The sequence below is a fragment of the Nocardia sp. NRRL S-836 genome (assembly GCF_001279525.1).
Taxonomy (GTDB): Bacteria; Actinomycetota; Actinomycetes; order Mycobacteriales; family Pseudonocardiaceae; genus Lentzea.
Genome location: NZ_LGDY01000080.1, coordinates 58,906 through 78,847, shown reverse-complemented (window position 1 = coordinate 78,847; position 19,942 = coordinate 58,906). Strand labels below are relative to the sequence as shown.

Sequence of the window (19,942 nt, the reverse complement as noted above, 5' to 3'; positions counted from 1 at the left end):
GACGCTTCTCCGGGGGTGTGACGAGATTTATCACATCGGGAGGGATGTCGTTTGGGGCGATAAGGGCAAGAAGTGGGAAACGAATTCGGTCACACCTCCGCCGTGCGCTGCCGCCAGATCGAAGTCGCCTCCTGAATGAAGGCAGTCGTGACCGATGGGGCAAACCGGCGTTCCAGCCCCTGGCACAAGACGAAGCCCCCCGACTGGCGACTCCTCGGGACCAGCTCAGGTGCGCACCTCACGCAGAATGCCGCCTTCGCAGTAGCAGAAGGCGGCATCCCGGAGGTGAGGTTCTGATCCGTTGTCACTGCGGCATGTTGCCGTGCCTGTGCCGCGGTTGCCGGGCACGCGTCAACGGTCGGATGACCTTGATGATCGCCTCACGGGTCTGCTCCGGCGCGATGAGCGCGTCGACGGCCTGGCGCGCGGTCGCCAGCGCCGGCGACAGTGCTTCCGCGCGGTAGTTCTCCAGCAGTTCCTGGCGCTTGCCGGGATTCGCGGCGAGCTCACGGCGGAACACGATCTCCACCGCGCCCTCCGCGCCCATGACGCCGATCTCCGCCGTGGGCCAGGCGAACACGCGATCGGCGCCGAGCTGCTTGGAGTTCATCACGATGTACGCGCCGCCGTACGCCTTGCGCAGAATGACGGTCACCCTGGGCACGGTCGCTTCCGCGAAGGCGTACAACAACTTGGCGCCACGGCGGATGACGCCGTCGGTCTCCTGGGACCGGCCGGGCAGGAACCCCGGCGTGTCGACCAGCGTGACCAGGGGAAGGCCGAAGGCGTCGCACATCCGCACGAACCGTGCGCCCTTCTCGGCCGCCTGGGCGTTGAGCGTGCCCGCCAACGTGTTCGGCTGGTTCGCCACGACGCCCACCGGCATCCCGTCCAGCCGCGCGAAGCCGATAACGATGTTCGCGGCGTAGTGCGGCTGCAGTTCGAGGAAGCTGTCCCCGTCCACCAGGCCACGCACGACCTGCCGCACGTCGTAGGTCTTGCGCTGTTCGCAAGGCACCTCGGGGACGAGCTCCGGTTCTAGCGCCAGGTGCAGCGGCAGCTCGTCCCAGCACGAGCTGGGCAGGTAGGACAAGACCTTGCGGACCAACGGGAACGCGTCCTCGGGGTGCTCGACCACGAGGTGGGCGAGGCCGGACGTGGTGGAGTGGACGTGCGCACCGCCGAGGTCCGCGGCGGTGACCTCCTCGCCTGTCACGCTGCGCACGACCTTGGGGCCGGTCAGGAACATGTGCGCCTGGCGGTCCATCACGATCAGGTCGGTCAGCGCGGGGGAGTAGGCGGCGCCGCCCGCGCAGGCACCGAGGATCACGCTGATCTGCGGCACCAGCCCGGACAGGGCCACGTTGCGGCGGAAGATCGACGCGTACCCGTCGAGAGCGGAGACACCCTCCTGGATGCGCGCTCCGCCGGAGTCCAGCACGCCCACGACCGGGCACCGCGCTCGCTCCGCCTGGTCGAGGACCTGCGCGATCTTCTGCGCGTGGGTGGCGCCCAGGGTCCCGCCCAGCACGGAGACGTCCTGGGCGAACACGGCGGCGGGCCGCGCGTCGATCTCGGCCGTGCCCGTGATCACCGCGTCTCCGGCCGGCGTCTTGGCCTGCATGCCGAAGGCGGTGCACTGGTGCTTCGCCTCCGCGCCGAACTCCAGCAGGCTGCCTGCGTCGACGAGCGCGTTCAGCGCGTCGCGGGCGCCGGGCTTGGCCGGCTTCACCGGTGCGTGGGTGGCGGTCGAGTTCATCGTCGTGGTCACGGCGTTCTGTCTCCGTCGGCTCTCGTGGTCAGACCAGCGGTAGATCGGGCACGGGCAGCAGTTCGGCGTAGGCCTCGACGTAGTCCGCCGAGGCGATGGGAGCGCGCAGAACGTCGTTGGAGATGCCGAAGGCGTCGACGACGTCCTCGACCCGCGGCAGCAGTCGCTCGTCGACCGCTGCGATCAACGCCGGCAGCTCTCGTGGCTGAGCGGGTTCGAGGGTGCCTTCGCACAGGTGCCAGGCCGCGTCCCGGCTCAGCTCGGCGAGAGCGAACCGCAGGAACAGCGCCCGCAGGATCGCACCGACCTCGGAGGAGGTGGCTCGCTGCGCCAGTGTGTGCAGTTCCTCAAGAGCGCGCCGCACGCCGTGCACCCTGCCGAGCTCCGACGCCAGCAACCCGACGCCGTTCGTCCGCTCGAACGGGTCGTCACCGGTCTTGCGCGCCGCACGGGCTTCCTCGTAGGTCCTGTTCTCGCGGTGCGAGAACAGGCGCAGCAGGAACTCCGGGTCGTCGAGCGTGCCGCGACCAGGCGCTGGGACCGGTGGCTCGTAGCCGCGGCCGAGCAGCATCTCGTTGGCGGCGTCCAGGAGCACGACCTGGTTGTCGCCCTCGGCGGTGATCGACCCCTGGACCAGTGCCACGTAGGGCGAGATCCTGTTGTGCGCGAACATGCCCCGTGCCCCGCAGCGTTCGATGCAGGTGGTCACCACGTCCTGTGCCGTCCACGTGACGAGCGCCTTCGTCACGGCGAGCGCCCGTTTCACCTCGACCGAGGCGAGGGAACCGCGTGCCGCCTGCCGCCTGGTCTCGTTCAGCAGCACGCTGACGGCGCAGGTCCTGGCCAGGGCGTCGAGCAGCTGGGCCTGGTGGGTCCGGAAGGTCATGACGGGAACGGACCGGCCGCCGGAGACGGTGACGCGCCGGCTGTGTGCGTGCCGCACGGCGATGAAGACGCTGGCGCGGGCGGCGGCCGCGGTCGCCGAGGTGAGGCAGAGCTTGCCGGTCTGCACCCTGGTCATCGCCCTGGTGAACCTGCGGCGCAACGACCTGGCCGCACCCGTGCGGCTCCCGTCCGGGCCGATGACCGGCTCTGCGGCGTCGAGCAGCAACGCGCGGGGAACTCGCACACCTCGGAAGGTGGTGACGGCGTTGTCGAGCGCCAGTCCGGGCTTGTCGCCCAGTGACTTGATGTCGACTCCCCGGCAGGGGCCGTTCTCGTCGCGGATGCGCACCACGAACGGGAAAACGCCCTCATCGGCACCGTCGACCTCCAGCCGTGCCAGCACCACGGCGATCTTCGGCACACCGTCGAGGCCGGTGTTGGGCATGAACTTGCGGGCCTCGTGGCTCGGCGTGGTGAGCACGAACTCGTCGGTCGAACGGTCGTAGACCGCCCGTGTGCGCAGTTCGGCGACGTTGTTGCCATACCCCAGCTCGGTCGCGAGGAAGACGCCGACCGAGTCCATCCTGGCCAGTTCGTCGACCACGGCGGCCAGTTCCGGCCGGTCACCGCCCAGTTCCAGGACGGCGCCGAGGCACAGGTTGTAGTGGATGGTCAGCACCGAGACCAGGGTCGGGTCGAGCACACCGGCCCACTCGTGCAGAACGAGGAAGCGCTCCAGGTCACCGCTCACGAACTCGCGAACGGGTCCGAGCTCGGCGTTGACCAGCCGCAGCCGGCGGTAGGCGAGGGCGGCGTTCTCGGCCGGCGAGCAAGCTTCCACCTGGTCGAAGGCCGCGGTGGAGAAGAGCTTGGCGTACCTGTCGTGCTCTTCGTCAGCGCCGTACCGCAGCAGTCCGCGCAGCTCCGCCACCTGGTCCGCGGCAAGCCGCGCGGGCGTCTGCGATCGAGCGTCGTGCGCAACCACTTGCTTGCTCCTCCTGGGGTGAGTGACGTTCAGGGCGCGCCGACGAGCAGTGCGGCGTTCTGGCCGCCGAACCCGAACGAGGTGCTCATGGCGATCTCGATCGCCTGCTGCCTCGGCACCGGGGCGAGGTCGAGGTCGATCTCCGGATCGAGGTTCTCGAGGTTGGCGGTGGGCGGGACCAGTCCGTGTTCGATGCTGAGGGAGGCGTACACGGTCTCGGCCGCACCGGCGGCCGCGAGCAGGTGGCCGGTGACGCCCTTGGTCGAGGCCACCGAGACCCCGTCGCCGAAGACCTCGCGCACCGCTTTCGCCTCCGCCTGGTCGTTCAGCTTGGTCGACGTGCCGTGCGCGTTGAGGTGGTCGACGTCCGCACCGGTGATGCCGGCGTCGAGGAGCGCCGCGGTGATCGCCGCGCGTGCGCCGAGACCGTCGGGGTGCGGGCTGGTCACGTGGTGGGCATCGGCGGAGGCGCCGTAGCCGAGCACCCGGCCCCGCACAGACGCTCCGCGCGCGCGAGCGTCCGCCTCCCGTTCGAGAACGACGATGGCCGCGCCCTCCGCCGCCACGAACCCGTCGCGGTCGCGGTCGAACGGACGAGATGCCCGGCTCGGGTCCGCGGAACGCTTGGTGAGCGCGCCCATCCTGGCGAACGCGGACAGCACGAGCGGCACGAGCGAGGCATCGGCGGCGCCCGCGATCGCGACGTCGCACGCACCGGACTGCAGCAGCATCCGCGCCGTGCCGATCGCGGTCGCACCGGAGGCGCACGCGGTCGACACCGTCAGGTTGGGGCCGGTCGCCGACAGGTGGATGGCGAGCTGACCGGCCACCATGTTCACCAGCGACATCGGCATCGTGAGCGGCGAGGTCGCGGCGGGACCGCGGTTCAGCATCGCCACGTGCTGAGCGGTCAGCGTTCCCATGCCACCGACCGACACCCCGATGACGATCGCGACGCGGGTGCCGTCCCAGTCGTCGGTGCGCAGCCCCGCGTCCTGGACCGCCTCGTCGGCGGCGACGAGGCCGAGCTGGCTGTAGCGGTCGAGCCGCCGGGCGCCGTGACCGAGCAGCATCCGCGCGTCGAAGTCCGTGACCGGGCAGACGACCTGGGTCCCCAGCACGCCGAGGTCCGGGCCCAGCACGGCCCTCGGTTCGCCCGCGCTGACGCGCTTCCAGTTCTCGTCGACGCCGACCCCGGCCGAGGTCACCATCCCCCGGCCGGTGATGACGACCTCGGGACGCGAGGTCATGCCGCGACCTTGCTGCTCAGCAGCCCGGCGACGTCGGCGATCGTGGTGACCGTCTCGAGCTCCTCGTCGGAGATCAGGACGTTGTAGTGCTCACCCATGACGACGCCGAACTCGACCACGTCCAGGGAGTCGGTCAGCACCTCCTCGAGCGCGGTCTCCGCGGTGATCGTGCCGGCCGGAACGGCGAACCTGGTCGTCAGGACCTCGGCGATCGTGTTGTACACGCTGGACAAGATTTTTCCTCCTGCGATGAGCGGCGCGGTGGCACATCGGGCAGCCGATGGCAACCACAACTGTGCGCCGGGAGCAGGAGGTCCATGCTGTGTAGAACCACAGTGCTCGGGACCTGTGGTCCTTCGTCCCGCTCGCGGCGAGCAGGCCCGGCCACCTGCACCAGGCGCTGATCTGCTTTCTGCGCCACGGTTTCCGGGTTCGAGAGGGCACGGTGCCGTCCCGCCCGCTGGGACCTGGGAACGACGAATCCGCTGGTGTGCCGGGGATGCCGGTGCGAGTCAGGCCGGTGGTGACGCGGGCGGGAACGCGCCGCTGTGGACTTCCGCAGTCGATTCCGGCTCGCGCTGGTTAGCGTCGATGACGTCGTACCGGCGTGGACTGTGGCGCCCTGCACGCCCGGACGGCACCAGGAGGCGTCGTCGCGCCGCGTGAGATCAACGGGAGAACGTATGACAGCGGATCATCGCCGTGCCGCGGTGCTGTGCGGGATCGGCACGTGGTTGCCGCCGAGGGTGGTGACGAACGACGAGCTCGCTCGTCAGCTGGACACCTCGGACGAGTGGATCCGGAAGCGGACCGGGATCCGGGAACGGCGGGTGATCGAACCCGGCATGTCGACCTCGGTTCTCGCGGTGGAGGCGGGCGCCCGTGCGTTGAAATCGGCCGGCGGCGCGGACGTCGACCTGGTGATCGTGGCCACGACGACGCCGGACCACCCGTGCCCGTCCACCGCGCCCGAGGTCGCCAGCCGACTGGGGCTGAGCGGGGTGCCCGCGTTCGACCTGAACGCCGTGTGTGCGGGGTTCGTGTACGCGCTCGCGACGGCCGCGGGCCACATCGCCGCGGGCATCGCCGAACGCGTGCTGGTGATCGGCGCCGACACCTTCACCACGGTGCTGAACCCGGAGGACCGCACCACCGCGGCGATCTTCGGTGACGGCGCCGGTGCGGTGGTGCTCCGCGCGGGCACCGCGGACGAACCGGGTGCCCTCGGCCCGTTCGACCTGGGATCGGACGGCACCGGCGCGGACCTGCTGATCGTGCCCGCCGGTGGTTCCGAGCAGCGCGGTTCCGGCCGGCCCCTCGATCCCGCCGACGTCCACTTCCGGATGGACGGCCAGCCGGTGTTCCGCAACGCCGTGGCGCGGATGAGCGAGTCGGCGGGCAAGGTGCTCGACAACGCCGGATGGCGCCTCGAGGACGTGGACCGGTTCGCGTGCCATCAGGCGAACGCCCGGATCATCGGCGCGGTGGCGCGCAACCTCCGGGTGCCGGAGGAGCGCTTCCTCCTGAACGTCGACCGCGTGGGCAACACGGTCGCCGCCTCCATCCCGCTGGTCCTCGGCGATGCGGCCGCGGCAGGGGAGCTGGTGCCCGGCAACCGCGTCCTGGTCACGTCGTTCGGAGCGGGTCTCGGGTGGGGGTCCACCGTGCTGACCTGGCCGGAACTGGTCGTCGAGTGATCCGCCGGTGCCCCGCGGTGGCCTCATGACGGCGCGGGTCTTCGCCACACCGGCCGACCTGCTCGGTGCCGTCGGCGAGCGGCTCGGCACGAGCTCGTGGCGCACCGTCGACCAGCGCACGGTGGACGGCTTCGCCGAGGTCACCGGTGACCACCAGTGGATCCACCGGGCGGGTCCCGCGGCCGACGCGGGTCCGTTCGGAGGGCCGGTGGCGCACGGCTTCCTCACGTTGTCGCTGGTCGTCCCGATGCTCGACGAGGTGCTCCGCGTGGACGGGGCCTCGTCGGTCGTCAACAAGGGCGTCGACGCGCTGCGCTTCACCGCGCCGGTTCCGGCCGGAGGACGCGTTCGTGTGACCGCCGAGCTGGCGTCGGCGAAGTCGCGGCCGCGAGACTTCGTGGAGGCCGTGCTGTCGGTTGTCGTCGAGATCGAGGGGAAGCTCCGTCCCGCCTGCAAGGCCGACCTGGTCATGCTCTACCGGTGAGACGGCGTCTTCCGGCGGGACGTGGTCATGCCGCTCGTCCGTTGCGCTGATCGCCCGGTGTTGGGATCGTCGACCGGAGTCGCGCAGATCAGCCAGGAGCAGCCATGCCGGACCGACTCCACGTGCTCACCGCCATCTACCAGTCAGACCGAGCCGACCGGGCCACCACGCTGACCGTGAGCCTCGCGACGATCGGCGTCGCCACGACCTACCTCATCGGCACGATCGCCTTCTACGACAAGCTCGACCTCCTCGGCTGGGCGATCAGCCTCCTGCCCTTCCCCATGCTGTGCACCGCCGCGTTCCACTCGCAGCTGCTCAACCTCGCAGCCGTCCGAGCCCGCTCGGTCCTCACCCTCGAACGCGCTCTGCTCGCCGCAGCCGGTCCCGACCAGAGCCACCCCGTCGACCCGTCGCACGTCGGCGCGACCGCCGCCGAACACGCCACCAACATCCACACCGCGGGCACACCCCACCGCCTCGCCATGCTCATCGCCTACGGCGGGGCAGGCGTCATCCCCCTCGCCTACACGGTCCTCATGCTGATCAAGGCAGCACACCACCTCAACGGCTGGGTCGCCGTCCCCGCGGTGTTCTACCTGGTCCTGCTCGTCCCGATCACCTTCGCCTGGCGGGACAGCGCCGCGAAGCTCGACTTCGACGCCATCACCTCCGCGTCGGGCTGTGAAGCAGGGTGACCGCCGGCGTCCCCCTGACCAGGAGGACGCCGGCGCGGCCCGCAACGCCATGTCGCCTTGGTCAGCCCCGAGGCTCGTCCTCGGTCGTGACGATCGGCTCCAGGTCGTCAGGAGGGGGCATGTGGCGGATGCTGTCACTGCCCTTGTGGTCGTGGGCGCGGTCGTAGCGGGAGTCCAGCACCCTTCCCAGCTTGTGCGCCGCCCCGGTGTACGCGTCGTCCACGGTGGTCGCGTGGTGGGTGACCGCGACCGGCTGCTTGCCTCCCGGCCGGGCCTCGATGACGCACTTCTTGTCCTCCGGCTTGCTGCCCCCGTCCTCGCTGAGGTGCACTTCCACGCGGGTCAGCCATCCGCTGAACCGGGACAGGCTGCTCTCCAGGTCGGCGGTCACATAGGTGGCGAGTCGTTCGCCACCGTGGATGTTGTGGTCGGTGTTGACCTGGATCTGCATGAGCACCCTCCGGAACGCGACAGAGATCGTCTTGGTCGGTACCACGGGAGCGGCCGGTTCAAACGCGGCACCACTGCGCAATGGGCCGGAGCTTGGTGCTTTCGAGTAGTGCCAACGACCCGCCGTTGCGCGAGGGCAGGCAGCGGCGATCTACCTCGGGACGCGCAAGCGTCAACCACGAGGAGGGGAGCCCGCGCGATGAGGTTCAAGAAGGGGTTCGGTCCGGCCGCACCAGTCCTGTGGGACACGGACTGGGCGCCGGAGCAGAAGTTGCAGCAGATGGAGGAGCTGCCCGGCGGTCTGCGCGTGCCCTTGCTGCTCGACATGACCAAGAAGAGGAACGACCCGGGGGTGCTCGCCGACCTGAACCTGCTGCTCGACTCGTCGCTGCAGGAGCTCGACACGTGGTCACGGCGGGACCTGCACTCCCTGCGGGCGAGTCTGCCGGCCTTGCAGGCGCAACAGCACCTCCCCGCTGTGGAGGACGCGGTGCGGGCGGCGGTGCGCCCTTGCGACACGGGTGGTCTTCCGCCGCAGAAGAAGACACCCGCCGGCAAGACCAGGGTGATCGCCTTCAACTACAAGACCGGGCAGCAGGACGCGCGGAAGAGCACCGAGTTCGCCCACGCCCGGTTCTTCGCCGACCAGGCACGCGCGCTCAAGCTGGGGCTGCGGGTCCTCACCACCGAGGCCGGGCAGCGCGACCTGCTGAGGGACGACGTGTTCGAGGGCCTCGACCCGCACTGGACCATCGTCGACCAGGTGGCCTCCGAGTGGGCCGAGGACAGCGTCGAGTACCTGCAGTCCGGAGAGGTGGCGGTGCTGGAGGAGTTCAACGCCACCGCGTTGCGGGCCGGGCTGGTGGCCGGGCGCCAGGCGCGGTGGGCGGCCTTGCTGGACCCCACCTACGTGAACGACGTCTTCGACCCGATCGCGTCGAAGCAGTGGGTGCCGGAAGGGTTGCTGGTCGTCGCGGGCAAGACCCGCGAGATGGTGGAGTCCGCGCTCGAGCGGCAGCACCGCGCAGCGAGACACCTCCGGTTCTACGCCGAGGGCGGCAACCTGATCGTCGGTGAGAACGCGGCAGGGGAGACGATCGCACTGGTCGGGCGGGACTCGATCGCCGCGACCGCCGGCGAGTACCTGTTCGCCAACGACAACCAGGTGCTGGAGCTGATCGCCGAAGACCTCGGTGTCGCGGTGCAGCGGGTGATCCCCGTCGAGCAGCCGGGGAAGTTCCACCTGGACATGGGTTTGCTGTTCGTCGGCGAAGGCGTCGTGCTGCTCAACGACAGCGGCGACCAGCTCGACGAGGCGGAGGCCAGGCTCACGGCCTACCCGGGCGACGCCAGCCGGCGGCACGCGGCGAAGCTGCGTCTCCAGTGCGGCCTGGAGGCGCTGGCGGAGCGCGACCTCACGGCCGCGGGGTTGACGGTGCACCGGCGCAAGCTGGAAAGCGGTGCCGTCTACAACTTCTTCAACGGCGAGTTCGTCGCGGACGAGGCCGACCAGGTGCACTACCTGACCAACGGCACGGGCGCCGAGGCGGTCATGCAGACCTTCGTCAGCCTGCTGGTCGACGAGCTGAAGGTCGCCGTGGCCGTGCACACCAGCCCGGTCGGCGCGGCCGAGCACAGCCTGGAGAGCCAGGGCGGCGTCGGCTGCCGCATCAAGGGCGCACTCAGCGCACACTGAGTTCCGCGGGGCTGTGCGGTGTTGAGCGCATGCTGACGCTGGGAGTGCTCCCGCGCCAGCATGCGCTGCCGTTCCTGTGAGCCGGTCGGTCATCCGCGTCCCTGACGCGGTCCGGACCCGTCAGGGACGCAGAAGGATCTTGCCCGTCCGGCCGGGGGCCGCGTTGCCCCGCGCGGCGTCGGCGATCTCCTCCAGCGGGTACACGTGCTCGACCGGCAGGGTGAGCGCGCCCGAGGCGATGCCCGTGACCAGTTCACCCAGCAGGGAGGCCCGCTTGCCGGCCTCCATCGCGGGAAAGACTTTGCTGCCCCAGAAACCGGTGATGGTCACCTGCTTGAAGATCACGTCACCCGAGCTGATCTCGAGGGTGGGGGAGGCCATCGCACCGAACACCACGAGCCGGCCGCCCTCGGCGAGCAGCGAGACGACGTCGCCCGCGGCCGCACCGCCGACCGAGTCGACACCAGCCCTGATCGGGGCGTCGCCGACGATCTCGCGGACCCGGTCGCGCCAGCCGTCGTCATCGGTGGCGACGACGTCGCCGATGCCCTGCTCGCGCAGCTCGGCCACACCGTCGGCACGGCGCACGAGGCCGAGGACGCGGACGCCGCGGGCCGCCGCCAGCTGGGCGACGAGCCTGCCGACGGCTCCGTTGGCGGCGTTCTGGACGAACCAGTCACCCTCGGCGAGCCCCAGCGAGTCGAGCAGCGCGATGGCGCTGAAGGGCATCGACACCAGCTGGCTCGCTGCCTCGTCACCGATGGCGTCGGGAACCGGGATCAGCGTGTGGGCGGGGGCGACCACGAACTCGGCCCAGGCGCCGAAGGTGCCACCGGAGGCCACGCGCTGGCCCACCGCGAGGCCGTCGACGCCCTCGCCGAGCGTCTCGACGACCCCGACGAACTCGGTGCCGGAGCGTGCGGGCATCTCGGGCTTGAAACCGTAGCTGCCGCGCACGGTCCACAGGTCGTGGTTGTGGATCGGGGAGAGCAGCACCCGCACCAGGACCTCTCCAGGACCGGGCCGCGGAGCGGGTACCTCCTGCACCGCGAGGACCTCGGCCGGGTCACCGAACTTCTGCTGGACCAGTGCGCGCACGACATGCCTTTCCGAGAGAGCGGGGAACGTGTCAGCACAACGCGGCAGCCGGCCGCGCTATGCCGCTGCTGACGATGATGAGCGTGATGTCACAGCCACGTGATCTTCACACCTGGTGGAGTGCACGGAAATGTCCGTCTTGAGTGTCCACGCCGGACTCGGCATATTCGGTGTTATGTCCGGTTCGTGGGAAAGATTCACCGTTCCGGCGGTGTATCGGTTACCCATGTCATTTGTCCTACACCGCTTTGGGCAACCCCGCCGACCGTGTGGGAACCAGTTGTGGATCTTGGTCGTGGCTGGGCGGCGCCGGGACGCGTCCGGCGTGCGGCACTTCGGGGTCCCGTACCCGCCGCGGAGGCGTGACTACGGTTGCGACACGGATTCGATCAACACGATGATGTCCCGCCCGTGCTGTGCTAAGGAACGTTCCGCAATCGCGTGCCCGAGGTCCGGCGGTCTGCGGTTCGGCCGTACCGGTTAGCCCGTTCGCCACCAGTTGAGACGCGGCCGGTCGAATTCGGATTCGTGATTCCAATGGTTCGCAGGTGCGCCGGGAACACGTTTGACCGCTGTTCTCGGGAGGTGGCGCCGAAGGTGCTGGACAAGCCGCGAAGCCGTGCTATAAAGCGTCCACTTGGGGTGAGCTGTAGCGGAAAGACCATCGGTGGCCATGTTGGAGGGAACTGGACGGTTGGTGCCGACAGACCATGGTGACGCGCTCGCCGAACTGGTCGGCCTGCTCGCCGAGTGCTCGGCGGGGACAGGCAGGATCGCGCTGGTCAGCGGCGGTCTGGCCAGCGGGAAGACCGAACTGCTCCAGCGGTTCCAGCGGCACGCCGCCGCCTCCGGGGCGTTGTTGCTGACCGCGACGGGCGCGCCGGCCGAGCGTCCTCTGCAAGCAGGTGTGATCGACCAGTTGTTCCACGGCGCCGGACTGCCGCCGGAAATAGCGGACCGCGTTTCCCATCTCATCACGCCGATCGCCGCGACCGTAAATGACTCCGGGGCGGACGTGCGGAGCATCCCTCATTCTCACGTGCGGCCCGTGCATGAATTGTGTCAAATTCTTCTCGAATTGTCGCGGGAACGCCCGGTCGTGCTGTGCGTGGACGACGTGCAATTCGCCGACGACTCCTCGCTGCAGTTCATCCTCTACCTGCGGCGGCGGATGAGGGCCGGGCGGGTGCTCGTCGTGCTCGCCGAGTGGCAGCAGCCGCAGCCGACGCTGCCGCTGTTCCACGCGGAGCTGACCCGGCGGCCGCACCACCGCATCCGGCTCGCACCGCTGTCGGCGTGCGCGATCGCCGACCTGCTGCGCGACCGGGTGGCCGATCCCGACGCGCTCGCGCCCGCCTGGCACACCCTCAGCGGCGGCAACCCGATGCTGGTCCAGGCACTGGTCGAAGACCTGGAGGCCGGGCACGACACCGGTCCCGACCAGGTCGGTCCCGCGTTCAAGCGCGCGGTGCTGGAGTGCCTGCACCGCTGGGAGGCGGGGCTGTTCGAGGTCGCGCGCGCCATCGCCGTGCTCGGCGAGGAGCGCACCCCCGTTCTGCTCGGCCGGCTGGCCGGCACCACGCCCGAGGCCGTCGAACAGGCGGTCGACGTGCTCACCGCCGCCGGCCTCCTGCTCGACGGTCGGTTCCGCCACCCAGGCGCGGGGGCGGCGATCCTCGACAGCACGCCGGGCGCCGAACGGGTGCGGCTGCACGCCCGTGCCGCCGAACTGCTCTACCAGCGCGGCGCGGCGGCGGCCGTCGTGGCCGACCACCTCGTGGCCGCCGACCGGGTCGCATCGGGCTGGCCGGTCGCCGTGCTGCGCATCGCCGCCGAACAGGCGCTCATGGGCGACGACGTGGCGGCGGCCGTGCGGTACCTGGAACCCGCGCTGCCCGTGGTCGAGCCGGACGAGCGGCTGGGCGTCACCAGCGTCCTGGTCCGGGCGCTGTGGCGGGTCAACCCGGCCGCGGCCGTCGTGCACATGGAACCCCTGCACGAGGCGATGTGGGCGGGCGGGCTGAGCGGCCGGGACGCCATGACCGTCGTGCACCACGCGCTGTGGATCGGGGACGAGGCCACGGCCGTGCGCGCGCTCGCCGTGCTCGACGAGAACCCCGGCATGCTGGACGCGCAGAGCGCGGCCGAGCTGCGCATCGTCTGCCAGTGGTTCCACGGCCTCGACCCGGCGACCGCCGTGGCCACCGACGTCGTGGCCGACGCGGACCCGTGGGTGGCCGCGGCGCAGGCCATCGGCACCTTCTGGACCGCTGAGTTCCACCCCGACGCCATCGCCAGCGCGGAGCACATCCTGCGGAGCTGCCGGCTCGGCGACATGTCGCTGGAGGTCGTGCTCACCGCCCTGCTGATCCTGGTGCACAGCGGCCACCCCGACCGGGCCGAGCGGTGGTGCGACCGGCTCACCGCCGAGGCGGTCCGCGGTGGCGCGGTGACCTGGCAGGCGATCCTGGAGGTCGTCCGGGCCGACATCGCGCTACGGCGCGGAGAGGTGGTGGTGGCCGCCGCACGCGCCGAGACCGCGCTCGCCCTGCTGCCGCACGAGGGCTGGGGCCTGTCCATCGGCTACCCGCTGGCCGTGCTGCTGGAGGCCAACACCGCGCTGGGCCGGCACCGCGTGATCGCCGACGTGATGCGGCTGCGCGTGCCCGACGCCATGTTCGCCACCGCCGCCGGTCTGCGCTACCTGCACGCCCGCGGCAACGGCAACCTCGCCGTCGGGCGGGTGCTCGCCGCCATCAGCGACTTCCAGAACTGCGGCACCCGGATGCGTGAGTGGGGCGTCGACCTGCCGGTGCTCGCGCCGTGGCGCTGCGGTCTCGCCCAGGCCAACCTCACCCTCGGCCGCCCGGAGGCGGCTCGCGAGCTGATCAGCGAGCAGATGCTGCTGCCGGCCGGCGACCGCCGCACCCGCGGCGCGGCGCTGCGGGTCCTCGCCGCCGCGGGCGAGCTCGCCGAGCGGCCCGCGCTGCTGCGCGAGGCCGTGCGGCACCTGCGGCGGGCGGGTGACCGGGTCGAGCTGGCCCGCGCCCTGTCCGACCTCGGTGAAGCGCTCGACACCCTGGGCAAGCACGCCGAGGCCCGCGAGCTGTCCCGCAACGCGGTGGCCGAGACCAAGGCGTCCTACTCCGGTGCCCTGCCCATCCCGGTCGACTGGGAGGACGGCGACGCCGGTGACGGGCGATCGGTCCTGAGCGAGTCCGAGCTGCGCGTGGCCGAGCTCGCCGCGAAGGGCCACACGAACCGCGAGATCAGCGCCATCCTCTACATCACCGTCAGCACCGTCGAGCAACACCTCACCAGGGTCTACCGCAAGCTCGGCATGCGCAGCCGGGCGGACCTGCCGCACCGCCTGTCCCAGCGGACCGGCGCCGGACCACGGGCCTTCGAAGCCCGCGGGTGACCCGTGCACAACCCGAGTAGAAAGAACCCGCCGATGCCCAACCAGTCCACCTGCCGCGTCTGCGCCGGGACGGTCACCGAGTTCCTCGACCTTGGCCAGCAGCCGCTGTCCGACGCGTTCCGGCTGCCTGAGGACACCTCCCTGGAGTTCACCTACCGCCTCGCCGTGGGCGCGTGCGCGGACTGCGCGATGGTGCAGCTGATGGAGGAGGTGCCCAGGGAGAAGATGTTCCACCAGGACTACCCCTACCTGTCCCAGGGGTCCGCGGTGATGCGCGAGCACTTCCGCGCCCTGGCCGAGCGGTTCCTGAGCACCGAGCTGGCGGGCGAGGACCCGCTCGTGGTCGAGCTGGGCTGCAACGACGGCACCATGCTGCGCACCGTCGCGGCGGCGGGCGTGCGGCACCTGGGCGTGGAACCGTCCGGCGCCGTCGCCGACCTGGCCGCCGAGGCGGGCGTGCGGGTCCGCAAGGACTTCTTCGAGGAGTCCACCGCGCTGTCCATCCGCGACCAGGACGGTCCGGCCGACCTCGTGTACGCCGCGAACACGTTCTGCCACATCCCTTACGCGGACTCGATCCTGCGCGGTGTCGTGGCGCTGCTCAAACCCGGTGGGGCGTTCGTGTTCGAGGACCCCTACCTCGGCGACATCGTCGAGCAGACCTCGTTCGACCAGATCTACGACGAGCACTTCTTCCTCTTCAGCGCCACCTCCGTGGACGCCATGGCCCGCCGGCACGGCCTGGAGCTGGTCGACGTCGAACGCCTGCCGGTGCACGGCGGCGAGGTCCGCTACACCCTGGCCCTGCCCGGTGCGCGCACCCCCTCCGCCGCCGTCGCCGCCCTGCTCGCCGAGGAGCAGGCGCGCGGCCTGCACGACCGCGCCGTCCTCGACGGGTTCGGCGACCGGGTCCGCGCGATCCGCACCGACCTCGTGGCGCTGCTGGAGGACCTGAAGGCGAAGGGGGAGCGGGTCGTCGGCTACGGCGCCACCGCCAAGAGCGCCACCGTCACGAACCTCTGCGGCATCGGACCGGACCTGGTCGAGTTCATCAGCGACACCACGCCCGCCAAGCAGCACCGGCTGGCGCCCGGCTCGGGCATCCCGGTGCGCCCGCCGGCCGCCTTCGCCGACCCCTATCCCGGCTACGCGCTGCTGTTCGCCTGGAACCACGCCGGGGAGATCATGGCCAAGGAGGAGGCGTTCCGCGCGGCGGGCGGCAAGTGGATCCTGTACGTGCCCGACGTCCACGTGGTGTGAGCGTGCCGGGAGAACTGGCCGGCACGCTCGTCGCGGTGCTCGGCGGGTCGGGGTTCGTGGGTTCCGCGGTGTCCGCACGGCTGGCGGCGCTGGACGCACGGGTGCGGGTGGTGGCACGCGATCCCGGCGTGCCGCCGTTCCCGGCCGAGGTCGTCGCGGCTGACCTCACCGAGCCCGGCGCGGTGGCCGCCGCGGTCGCGGGCGCGGACGTGGTGCTGCCACTGGTGCTGTTCACCGGTGGCGGCACCTGGCGGGTCGCGGACGGCGGTGCTGCCGACGCCGCCAGGGTGAACGTCGGCATCGTCGCCGAGGCCGTGGACGCCGCTCGGGGGACCGTCGTGTTCGCCGGCTCCACCTCGCAGGTCGGGCCGGGTGCGCCAGAACGGATCGACGGCACCGAAACCGACCACCCCGGGTCGGAGTACGACCGGCAGAAGTGCGCCGCCGAACGGCTCGTACTCGACGCGGGCGGCTGCTCCCTGAGGCTGCCCACCGTGTTCGGCCCCTCCACCGGCTCCCCGGACCGGGGCGTGGTGACCGCGATGGCACGGCGTGCGCTCGCGGGCGAGCCGCTGACCGTGTGGGGAGCCGGGGACGTGGAACGCGACCTGGTGTTCGTCGAGGACGTCGCCGAGGCGTTCGCGGCGGCCGTGGCGCACGCCGACGGGCTGGCCGGGCGGGCGTGGCTCGTCGGCTCGGGCGCCGGGATCGCGGTGCGCGCGTTGTTCGAGCTCGTCGCCGCCACCGTCGCGGAACTGACCGGCCGCCCGGCCGTGCCGGTGCGGTCGGTGCCGCCACCGCCGTACGCCACCGCGTCGGACTTCCGCAGCCTCGTGGCCGACCCGGCCGGCCTCACCCTGGCCACCGGCTGGCGGGCCCGGGTTCCCCTGGCCGACGCGGTGTCGAGGACCGTCGCCCACCTGATCCAGTCCTCAGTGGACGATCTACGGCCGGACACCCCTAACCCCGGATAGGGGTTCCCCTAAGCTGGTTGACCACGCGGTTCGGGCCGCTGCACGCTGATCACCGTCCTGAGACGGAGGTCGTCGATGAGAGCCCGCGCACTTTCTGTCGGCGGGGCCTGGGTTTTCGAGCCCGAGGTGTTCCCGGACGACCGCGGCCTGTTCGTCTCCCCGTTCCAGCACGAGGTGTTCGCCGAGGCGGTCGGTGCGCCGCTGTTCGCCGTGGCCCAGGCCAGCGCCAGCGTGTCACGCCGCGGGGTTGCCCGCGGCGTGCACTACGCCCGCACGGCACCGGGTTGCGCGAAGTACGTGACCTGTTCGCGTGGGCGGGTGCTGGACATCGTGGTGGACCTGCGGGTCGGCTCGCCGACGTTCGGCGCGTGGGACTCCGTCGAGCTGTCGGGCGACGGCTTCCGCGCCGTCTACCTCCCGCCAGGACTCGGCCACGCGTTCATCGCCCTGGACGACCACTCCACCGTGCACTACCTGCTGTCCCGCGCCTACGAACCCGCCGACGAGCTGGCGGTGTCCCTCGTGGACCCGGACCTGGCGCTGCCCGTGCCGGCCGACGTCGTGCTGTCCGAACGCGACCGCACCGCACCGGGCCTGGTCCTCGCACGGGACAACGGACTGCTGCCGGTACACGCCGCCTGAGCCGAGGAGAGCACCCCAGGTGACCGCGCCCACCCGCCGTCCTGTCCAGACGCGCCTGGCCGAGTCGATGCTCGCCGCGCGTGACGCCGACGCCGTGCACGCCTGGCTCGCCCGCACGGCCGAACACAGCTGGATGACCGTCGAGCGCGTGCCGCTGGACGGCCTCACGGGCTGGCTCACCGAACCGGGCACCGGCAACCTGCGCCACCACACCGGCCGGTTCTTCAGCGTCGAGTCGCTCACCGTCGACCTGCCGGGCGCGCTCGTGCCGCACTGGTCCCAGCCGATCATCAACCAGCCGGAGATCGGCATCCTCGGCATCCTCGTGCGGGAGATCGACGGCGTGCTGCACTGCCTGATGCAGGCCAAGCACGAACCGGGCAACGTCAACGGCCTGCAGCTGTCGCCGACCGTGCAGGCCACCCGCAGCAACTACACCCGCGTGCACCAGGGCAAGCCCATTCCCTACCTGGAGCACTTCCGCGACACCTCCGGCCACCACGTCCTGGTGGACATCCGGCAGTCCGAGCAGGGCGCGTGGTTCTACCGCAAGCGCAACCGCAACATGGTCGTCGAGGTCGACGGCGACGTCGAGGTGCGCGAGGGGTTCCGCTGGTTCACCCTCGGCGAGCTCGCCGGCCTGATGACCGTGCCGGACCTGGTGAACATGGACGCCCGCACGGTGCTGGCCTGCCTGCCCGGCGGCGGCGCGGCCCTGGCCGGGGCGGCGGCCGACCCGTTCGGCGAAGCCCTGGTCCGGTCCGGCGACCCGGCCACGCCCGGCGTGCACACCATCGGGGAGGTGCTGAGCTGGATCACCGAGGTCCGCACGCGCACCGACCTCCGGGTCACCCTCGGCCCGCTGGCCGGGTTGCCGGACTGGACCCGCGAGAACGGCGTCATCGCGCACCGCGGCGGCGGGTTCTTCACCGTCGTGGGCGTGGACGTGCGGGCCGGTGGGCGTGAGGTCGGGACCTGGTCCCAGCCGATGATCGAACCGGTCGGCACGGGCGTGATCGCGTTCCTGGTCAAGGAGATCGGCGGCGTGCTGCACGTGCTCACCCACGCCCGCACCGAGCCCGGCTACACCGACGTGACCGAGCTGGCGCCCACCGTGCAGTGCGTGCCCGAGGCACACGACCACCTGCCGGTGCGGCCCCGGTTCCTCGACGAGGTGCTCGGCTCGACCAGGATCCGCTTCGACGCCGTGCTGTCCGAGGAAGGCGGCCGGTTCCTGGGCGCCCGCAACCGGTACCTGGTGGTGGAGACCGACGCCGAGGTCGCGCGGGACGACCCCGAGTACCGGTGGCTGACCGTGCACCAGTACGAAGAGCTGCTGCGGCACAGCTTCTACGTCAACATCCAGGCCCGCAGCCTGCTGCTGTGCCTGCGCAGCCTCATCACGCGGGGGTGAGGCGGGCGGTACCGCCCGCCAACCGGATCGGTCAGAGCGTCGCCAGCACCTGCTTGAGCGCGTCCACCACGCGCTCCTGCGTCTCCTGGGGCAGCGACGGGTACATCGGCAGCGAGAAGATCTCGCCGGCCACCCGCTCGGTCACCGGCAGGCTGCCCTCGGCGTAGCCCAGGTGCGCGAAACCGGTCATGGTGTGCACCGGCCACGGGTAGCTGATGTTCAGGTGGATGTCGTGCGCCTTCAAGCGTTCCAGGATGTCGTCGCGCCGCGGGTGGCGCACCACGTGGACGTAGTAAGAGTGCGTGTTGCCCGGCGCGGTCGCGGGCAGCACCAGGTCGGTGTCCGCCAGCGCTTCCGCGTACCGCGCGGCCACCGCCTGCCGCGCCGCGACGTAGTCGTCCAGGCGGACGAGCTTGCGGCGCAGGATCTCCGCCTGCACCTCGTCGAGCCGGCAGTTGTGGCCGGGCGTCTCCACGACGTAGTAGGTCTTCTCCATGCCGTAGTACCGGTGGCGGCGCAGGTTCGCGTCCACCTCCGGGTTGTCGGTGATCGTCGCGCCGCCGTCGCCGTAGGCGCCGAGCACCTTGGTGGGGTAGAAGGAGAACGCGGCGGCGTCGCCCATCGACCCGGCCACCCGGCCGTGGTGGCGCGCGCCGTGCGCCTGGGCGCAGTCCTCCAGCACCAGCAGGCCGTGCCGCCGTGCGAGTTCCAGCAACGGTTGCATGTCCACGCACTGGCCGTACAGGTGCACCGGCAGCAGGACCTTGGTGCGCGGCGTGATCACCGAGGCCACCTGGGCGACGTCCATCAGGTAGGTGTCCGGGTCCACGTCGACGAACACCGGTGTGGCGCCGACGGCGTCGATCGCCAGCACGGTCGGCGCGGCGGTGTTGGCCACCGTGACCACCTCGTCGCCACGGCCGACGCCGAGCGCCTGCAGGGCCAGGCGGAGGGCGTTCGTGCCGTTGTCCACGCCGACGCAGTGGGCGACGCCGTGATAGGCCGCGAACTCCGCCTCGAAGGACGACACGCTCGGCCCGAGGACGAGTCGGCCGGAGGAGAAAACGGTCTCGACCGCGTCGAGTATGTCCTTGCGCTCCAATTCGTATTCGCGCGAGTAGTCCCAGACGAGCGTGGCCATCGGCAGCCCTTTCGCTGTGGTCGGTTTCCGGGTCAGCCTAGGTCTGGCCCCCGGCTAGGGGGTAACCCCTAATCTG

The 19,942-nt window shown here is 71.1% G+C and carries 16 protein-coding genes; 9 read left to right on the top strand and 7 right to left on the bottom strand.

Translation table 11 applies throughout. From position 1 onward, the window contains the following. Positions 1-304: 304 nt before the first annotated feature. The 4 genes from ADL03_RS09180 to ADL03_RS48300 are packed head-to-tail and all read right to left on the bottom strand — an operon-like array spanning position 305 to position 5,115. Positions 305-1,771: an acyl-CoA carboxylase subunit beta gene (locus ADL03_RS09180; RefSeq protein ID WP_053732943.1), complete on the bottom strand. Its 1,467-nt coding sequence runs from the start codon at positions 1,769-1,771 to the stop codon at positions 305-307. A 28-nt stretch (positions 1,772-1,799) separates the two neighbouring features. Then, a complete protein-coding gene (locus ADL03_RS09175) occupies positions 1,800-3,641 on the bottom strand; it encodes an acyl-CoA dehydrogenase (protein WP_157528379.1) in 1,842 nt (613 codons plus the stop codon). A gap of 29 nt (positions 3,642-3,670) precedes the next feature. Continuing rightward, positions 3,671-4,891, bottom strand: a complete 1,221-nt coding sequence (locus ADL03_RS09170; RefSeq protein WP_053732941.1) for a beta-ketoacyl synthase — start codon at positions 4,889-4,891, stop codon at positions 3,671-3,673. Continuing rightward, positions 4,888-5,115, bottom strand: coding sequence for an acyl carrier protein (locus ADL03_RS48300; RefSeq protein ID WP_053732940.1), 228 nt, complete (start codon positions 5,113-5,115; stop codon positions 4,888-4,890). Before ADL03_RS48300 ends, ADL03_RS09170 begins: the two co-directional genes overlap by 4 nt. Before the next feature lie 459 nt (positions 5,116-5,574). Here ADL03_RS48300 and ADL03_RS09160 point away from each other — a divergent pair, with 459 nt between their 5' ends. From ADL03_RS09160 to ADL03_RS09150, 3 genes are all read left to right on the top strand, one after another. Next, positions 5,575-6,588, top strand: coding sequence for a beta-ketoacyl-ACP synthase III (locus tag ADL03_RS09160; RefSeq protein ID WP_053732939.1), 1,014 nt, complete (start codon positions 5,575-5,577; stop codon positions 6,586-6,588). A 25-nt stretch (positions 6,589-6,613) separates the two neighbouring features. Further along, positions 6,614-7,072 (top strand): MaoC family dehydratase, encoded by a 459-nt coding sequence (locus tag ADL03_RS09155; protein WP_053732938.1) that lies wholly within the window; start codon positions 6,614-6,616, stop codon positions 7,070-7,072. A gap of 104 nt (positions 7,073-7,176) precedes the next feature. Then, complete coding sequence (locus ADL03_RS09150) at positions 7,177-7,770, top strand: hypothetical protein (RefSeq protein ID WP_053732937.1); 594 nt, start codon at positions 7,177-7,179, stop codon at positions 7,768-7,770. Between the two features lie 61 nt (positions 7,771-7,831). Here ADL03_RS09150 and ADL03_RS09145 read toward each other — a convergent pair whose 3' ends face one another. Next, on the bottom strand, positions 7,832-8,221 hold the full coding sequence (locus tag ADL03_RS09145) for an HPF/RaiA family ribosome-associated protein (RefSeq protein WP_053732995.1): 390 nt from the start codon (positions 8,219-8,221) through the stop codon (positions 7,832-7,834). A gap of 198 nt (positions 8,222-8,419) precedes the next feature. On the opposite strand from ADL03_RS09145, the gene ADL03_RS09140 reads away from it, so the two are divergent. Beyond that, the gene (locus ADL03_RS09140; protein ID WP_053732936.1) at positions 8,420-9,916 is read left to right on the top strand and encodes a hypothetical protein; all 1,497 of its coding nucleotides are present in this window, start codon (positions 8,420-8,422) and stop codon (positions 9,914-9,916) included. 120 nt (positions 9,917-10,036) lie between these two features. On the opposite strand, the gene ADL03_RS09135 is transcribed toward ADL03_RS09140, so the two are convergent. Next, positions 10,037-11,014 (bottom strand): zinc-binding dehydrogenase, encoded by a 978-nt coding sequence (locus ADL03_RS09135; RefSeq protein ID WP_053732935.1) that lies wholly within the window; start codon positions 11,012-11,014, stop codon positions 10,037-10,039. 697 nt (positions 11,015-11,711) lie between these two features. Between ADL03_RS09135 and ADL03_RS09130 the strand changes: the two genes are divergently transcribed. The 5 genes from ADL03_RS09130 (at position 11,712) to ADL03_RS09110 (ending at position 18,725) form a co-directional block, all read left to right on the top strand. Then, positions 11,712-14,435 carry an AAA family ATPase gene (locus ADL03_RS09130; protein ID WP_197288214.1) on the top strand — a complete coding sequence of 908 codons (2,724 nt, stop codon included), beginning with the start codon at positions 11,712-11,714 and terminating at the stop codon, positions 14,433-14,435. A gap of 33 nt (positions 14,436-14,468) precedes the next feature. Beyond that, the gene (locus ADL03_RS09125; protein WP_053732934.1) at positions 14,469-15,695 is read left to right on the top strand and encodes a class I SAM-dependent methyltransferase; all 1,227 of its coding nucleotides are present in this window, start codon (positions 14,469-14,471) and stop codon (positions 15,693-15,695) included. Between the two features lie 2 nt (positions 15,696-15,697). Beyond that, on the top strand, positions 15,698-16,669 hold the full coding sequence (locus ADL03_RS09120) for an NAD(P)-dependent oxidoreductase (RefSeq protein ID WP_231641684.1): 972 nt from the start codon (positions 15,698-15,700) through the stop codon (positions 16,667-16,669). Positions 16,670-16,744: 75 nt separating this feature from the next. Beyond that, entirely contained in the window at positions 16,745-17,311 is a 567-nt protein-coding gene (locus ADL03_RS09115) for a dTDP-4-dehydrorhamnose 3,5-epimerase family protein (RefSeq protein WP_053732933.1), read from the top strand. Positions 17,312-17,330: 19 nt separating this feature from the next. Continuing rightward, complete coding sequence (locus ADL03_RS09110; protein WP_231641682.1) at positions 17,331-18,725, top strand: NDP-hexose 2,3-dehydratase family protein; 1,395 nt, start codon at positions 17,331-17,333, stop codon at positions 18,723-18,725. Positions 18,726-18,756: 31 nt separating this feature from the next. Here ADL03_RS09110 and ADL03_RS09105 read toward each other — a convergent pair whose 3' ends face one another. Further along, positions 18,757-19,866, bottom strand: a complete 1,110-nt coding sequence (locus ADL03_RS09105) for a DegT/DnrJ/EryC1/StrS aminotransferase family protein (RefSeq protein ID WP_053732932.1) — start codon at positions 19,864-19,866, stop codon at positions 18,757-18,759. Between the last annotated feature and the right edge of the window lie 76 nt (positions 19,867-19,942).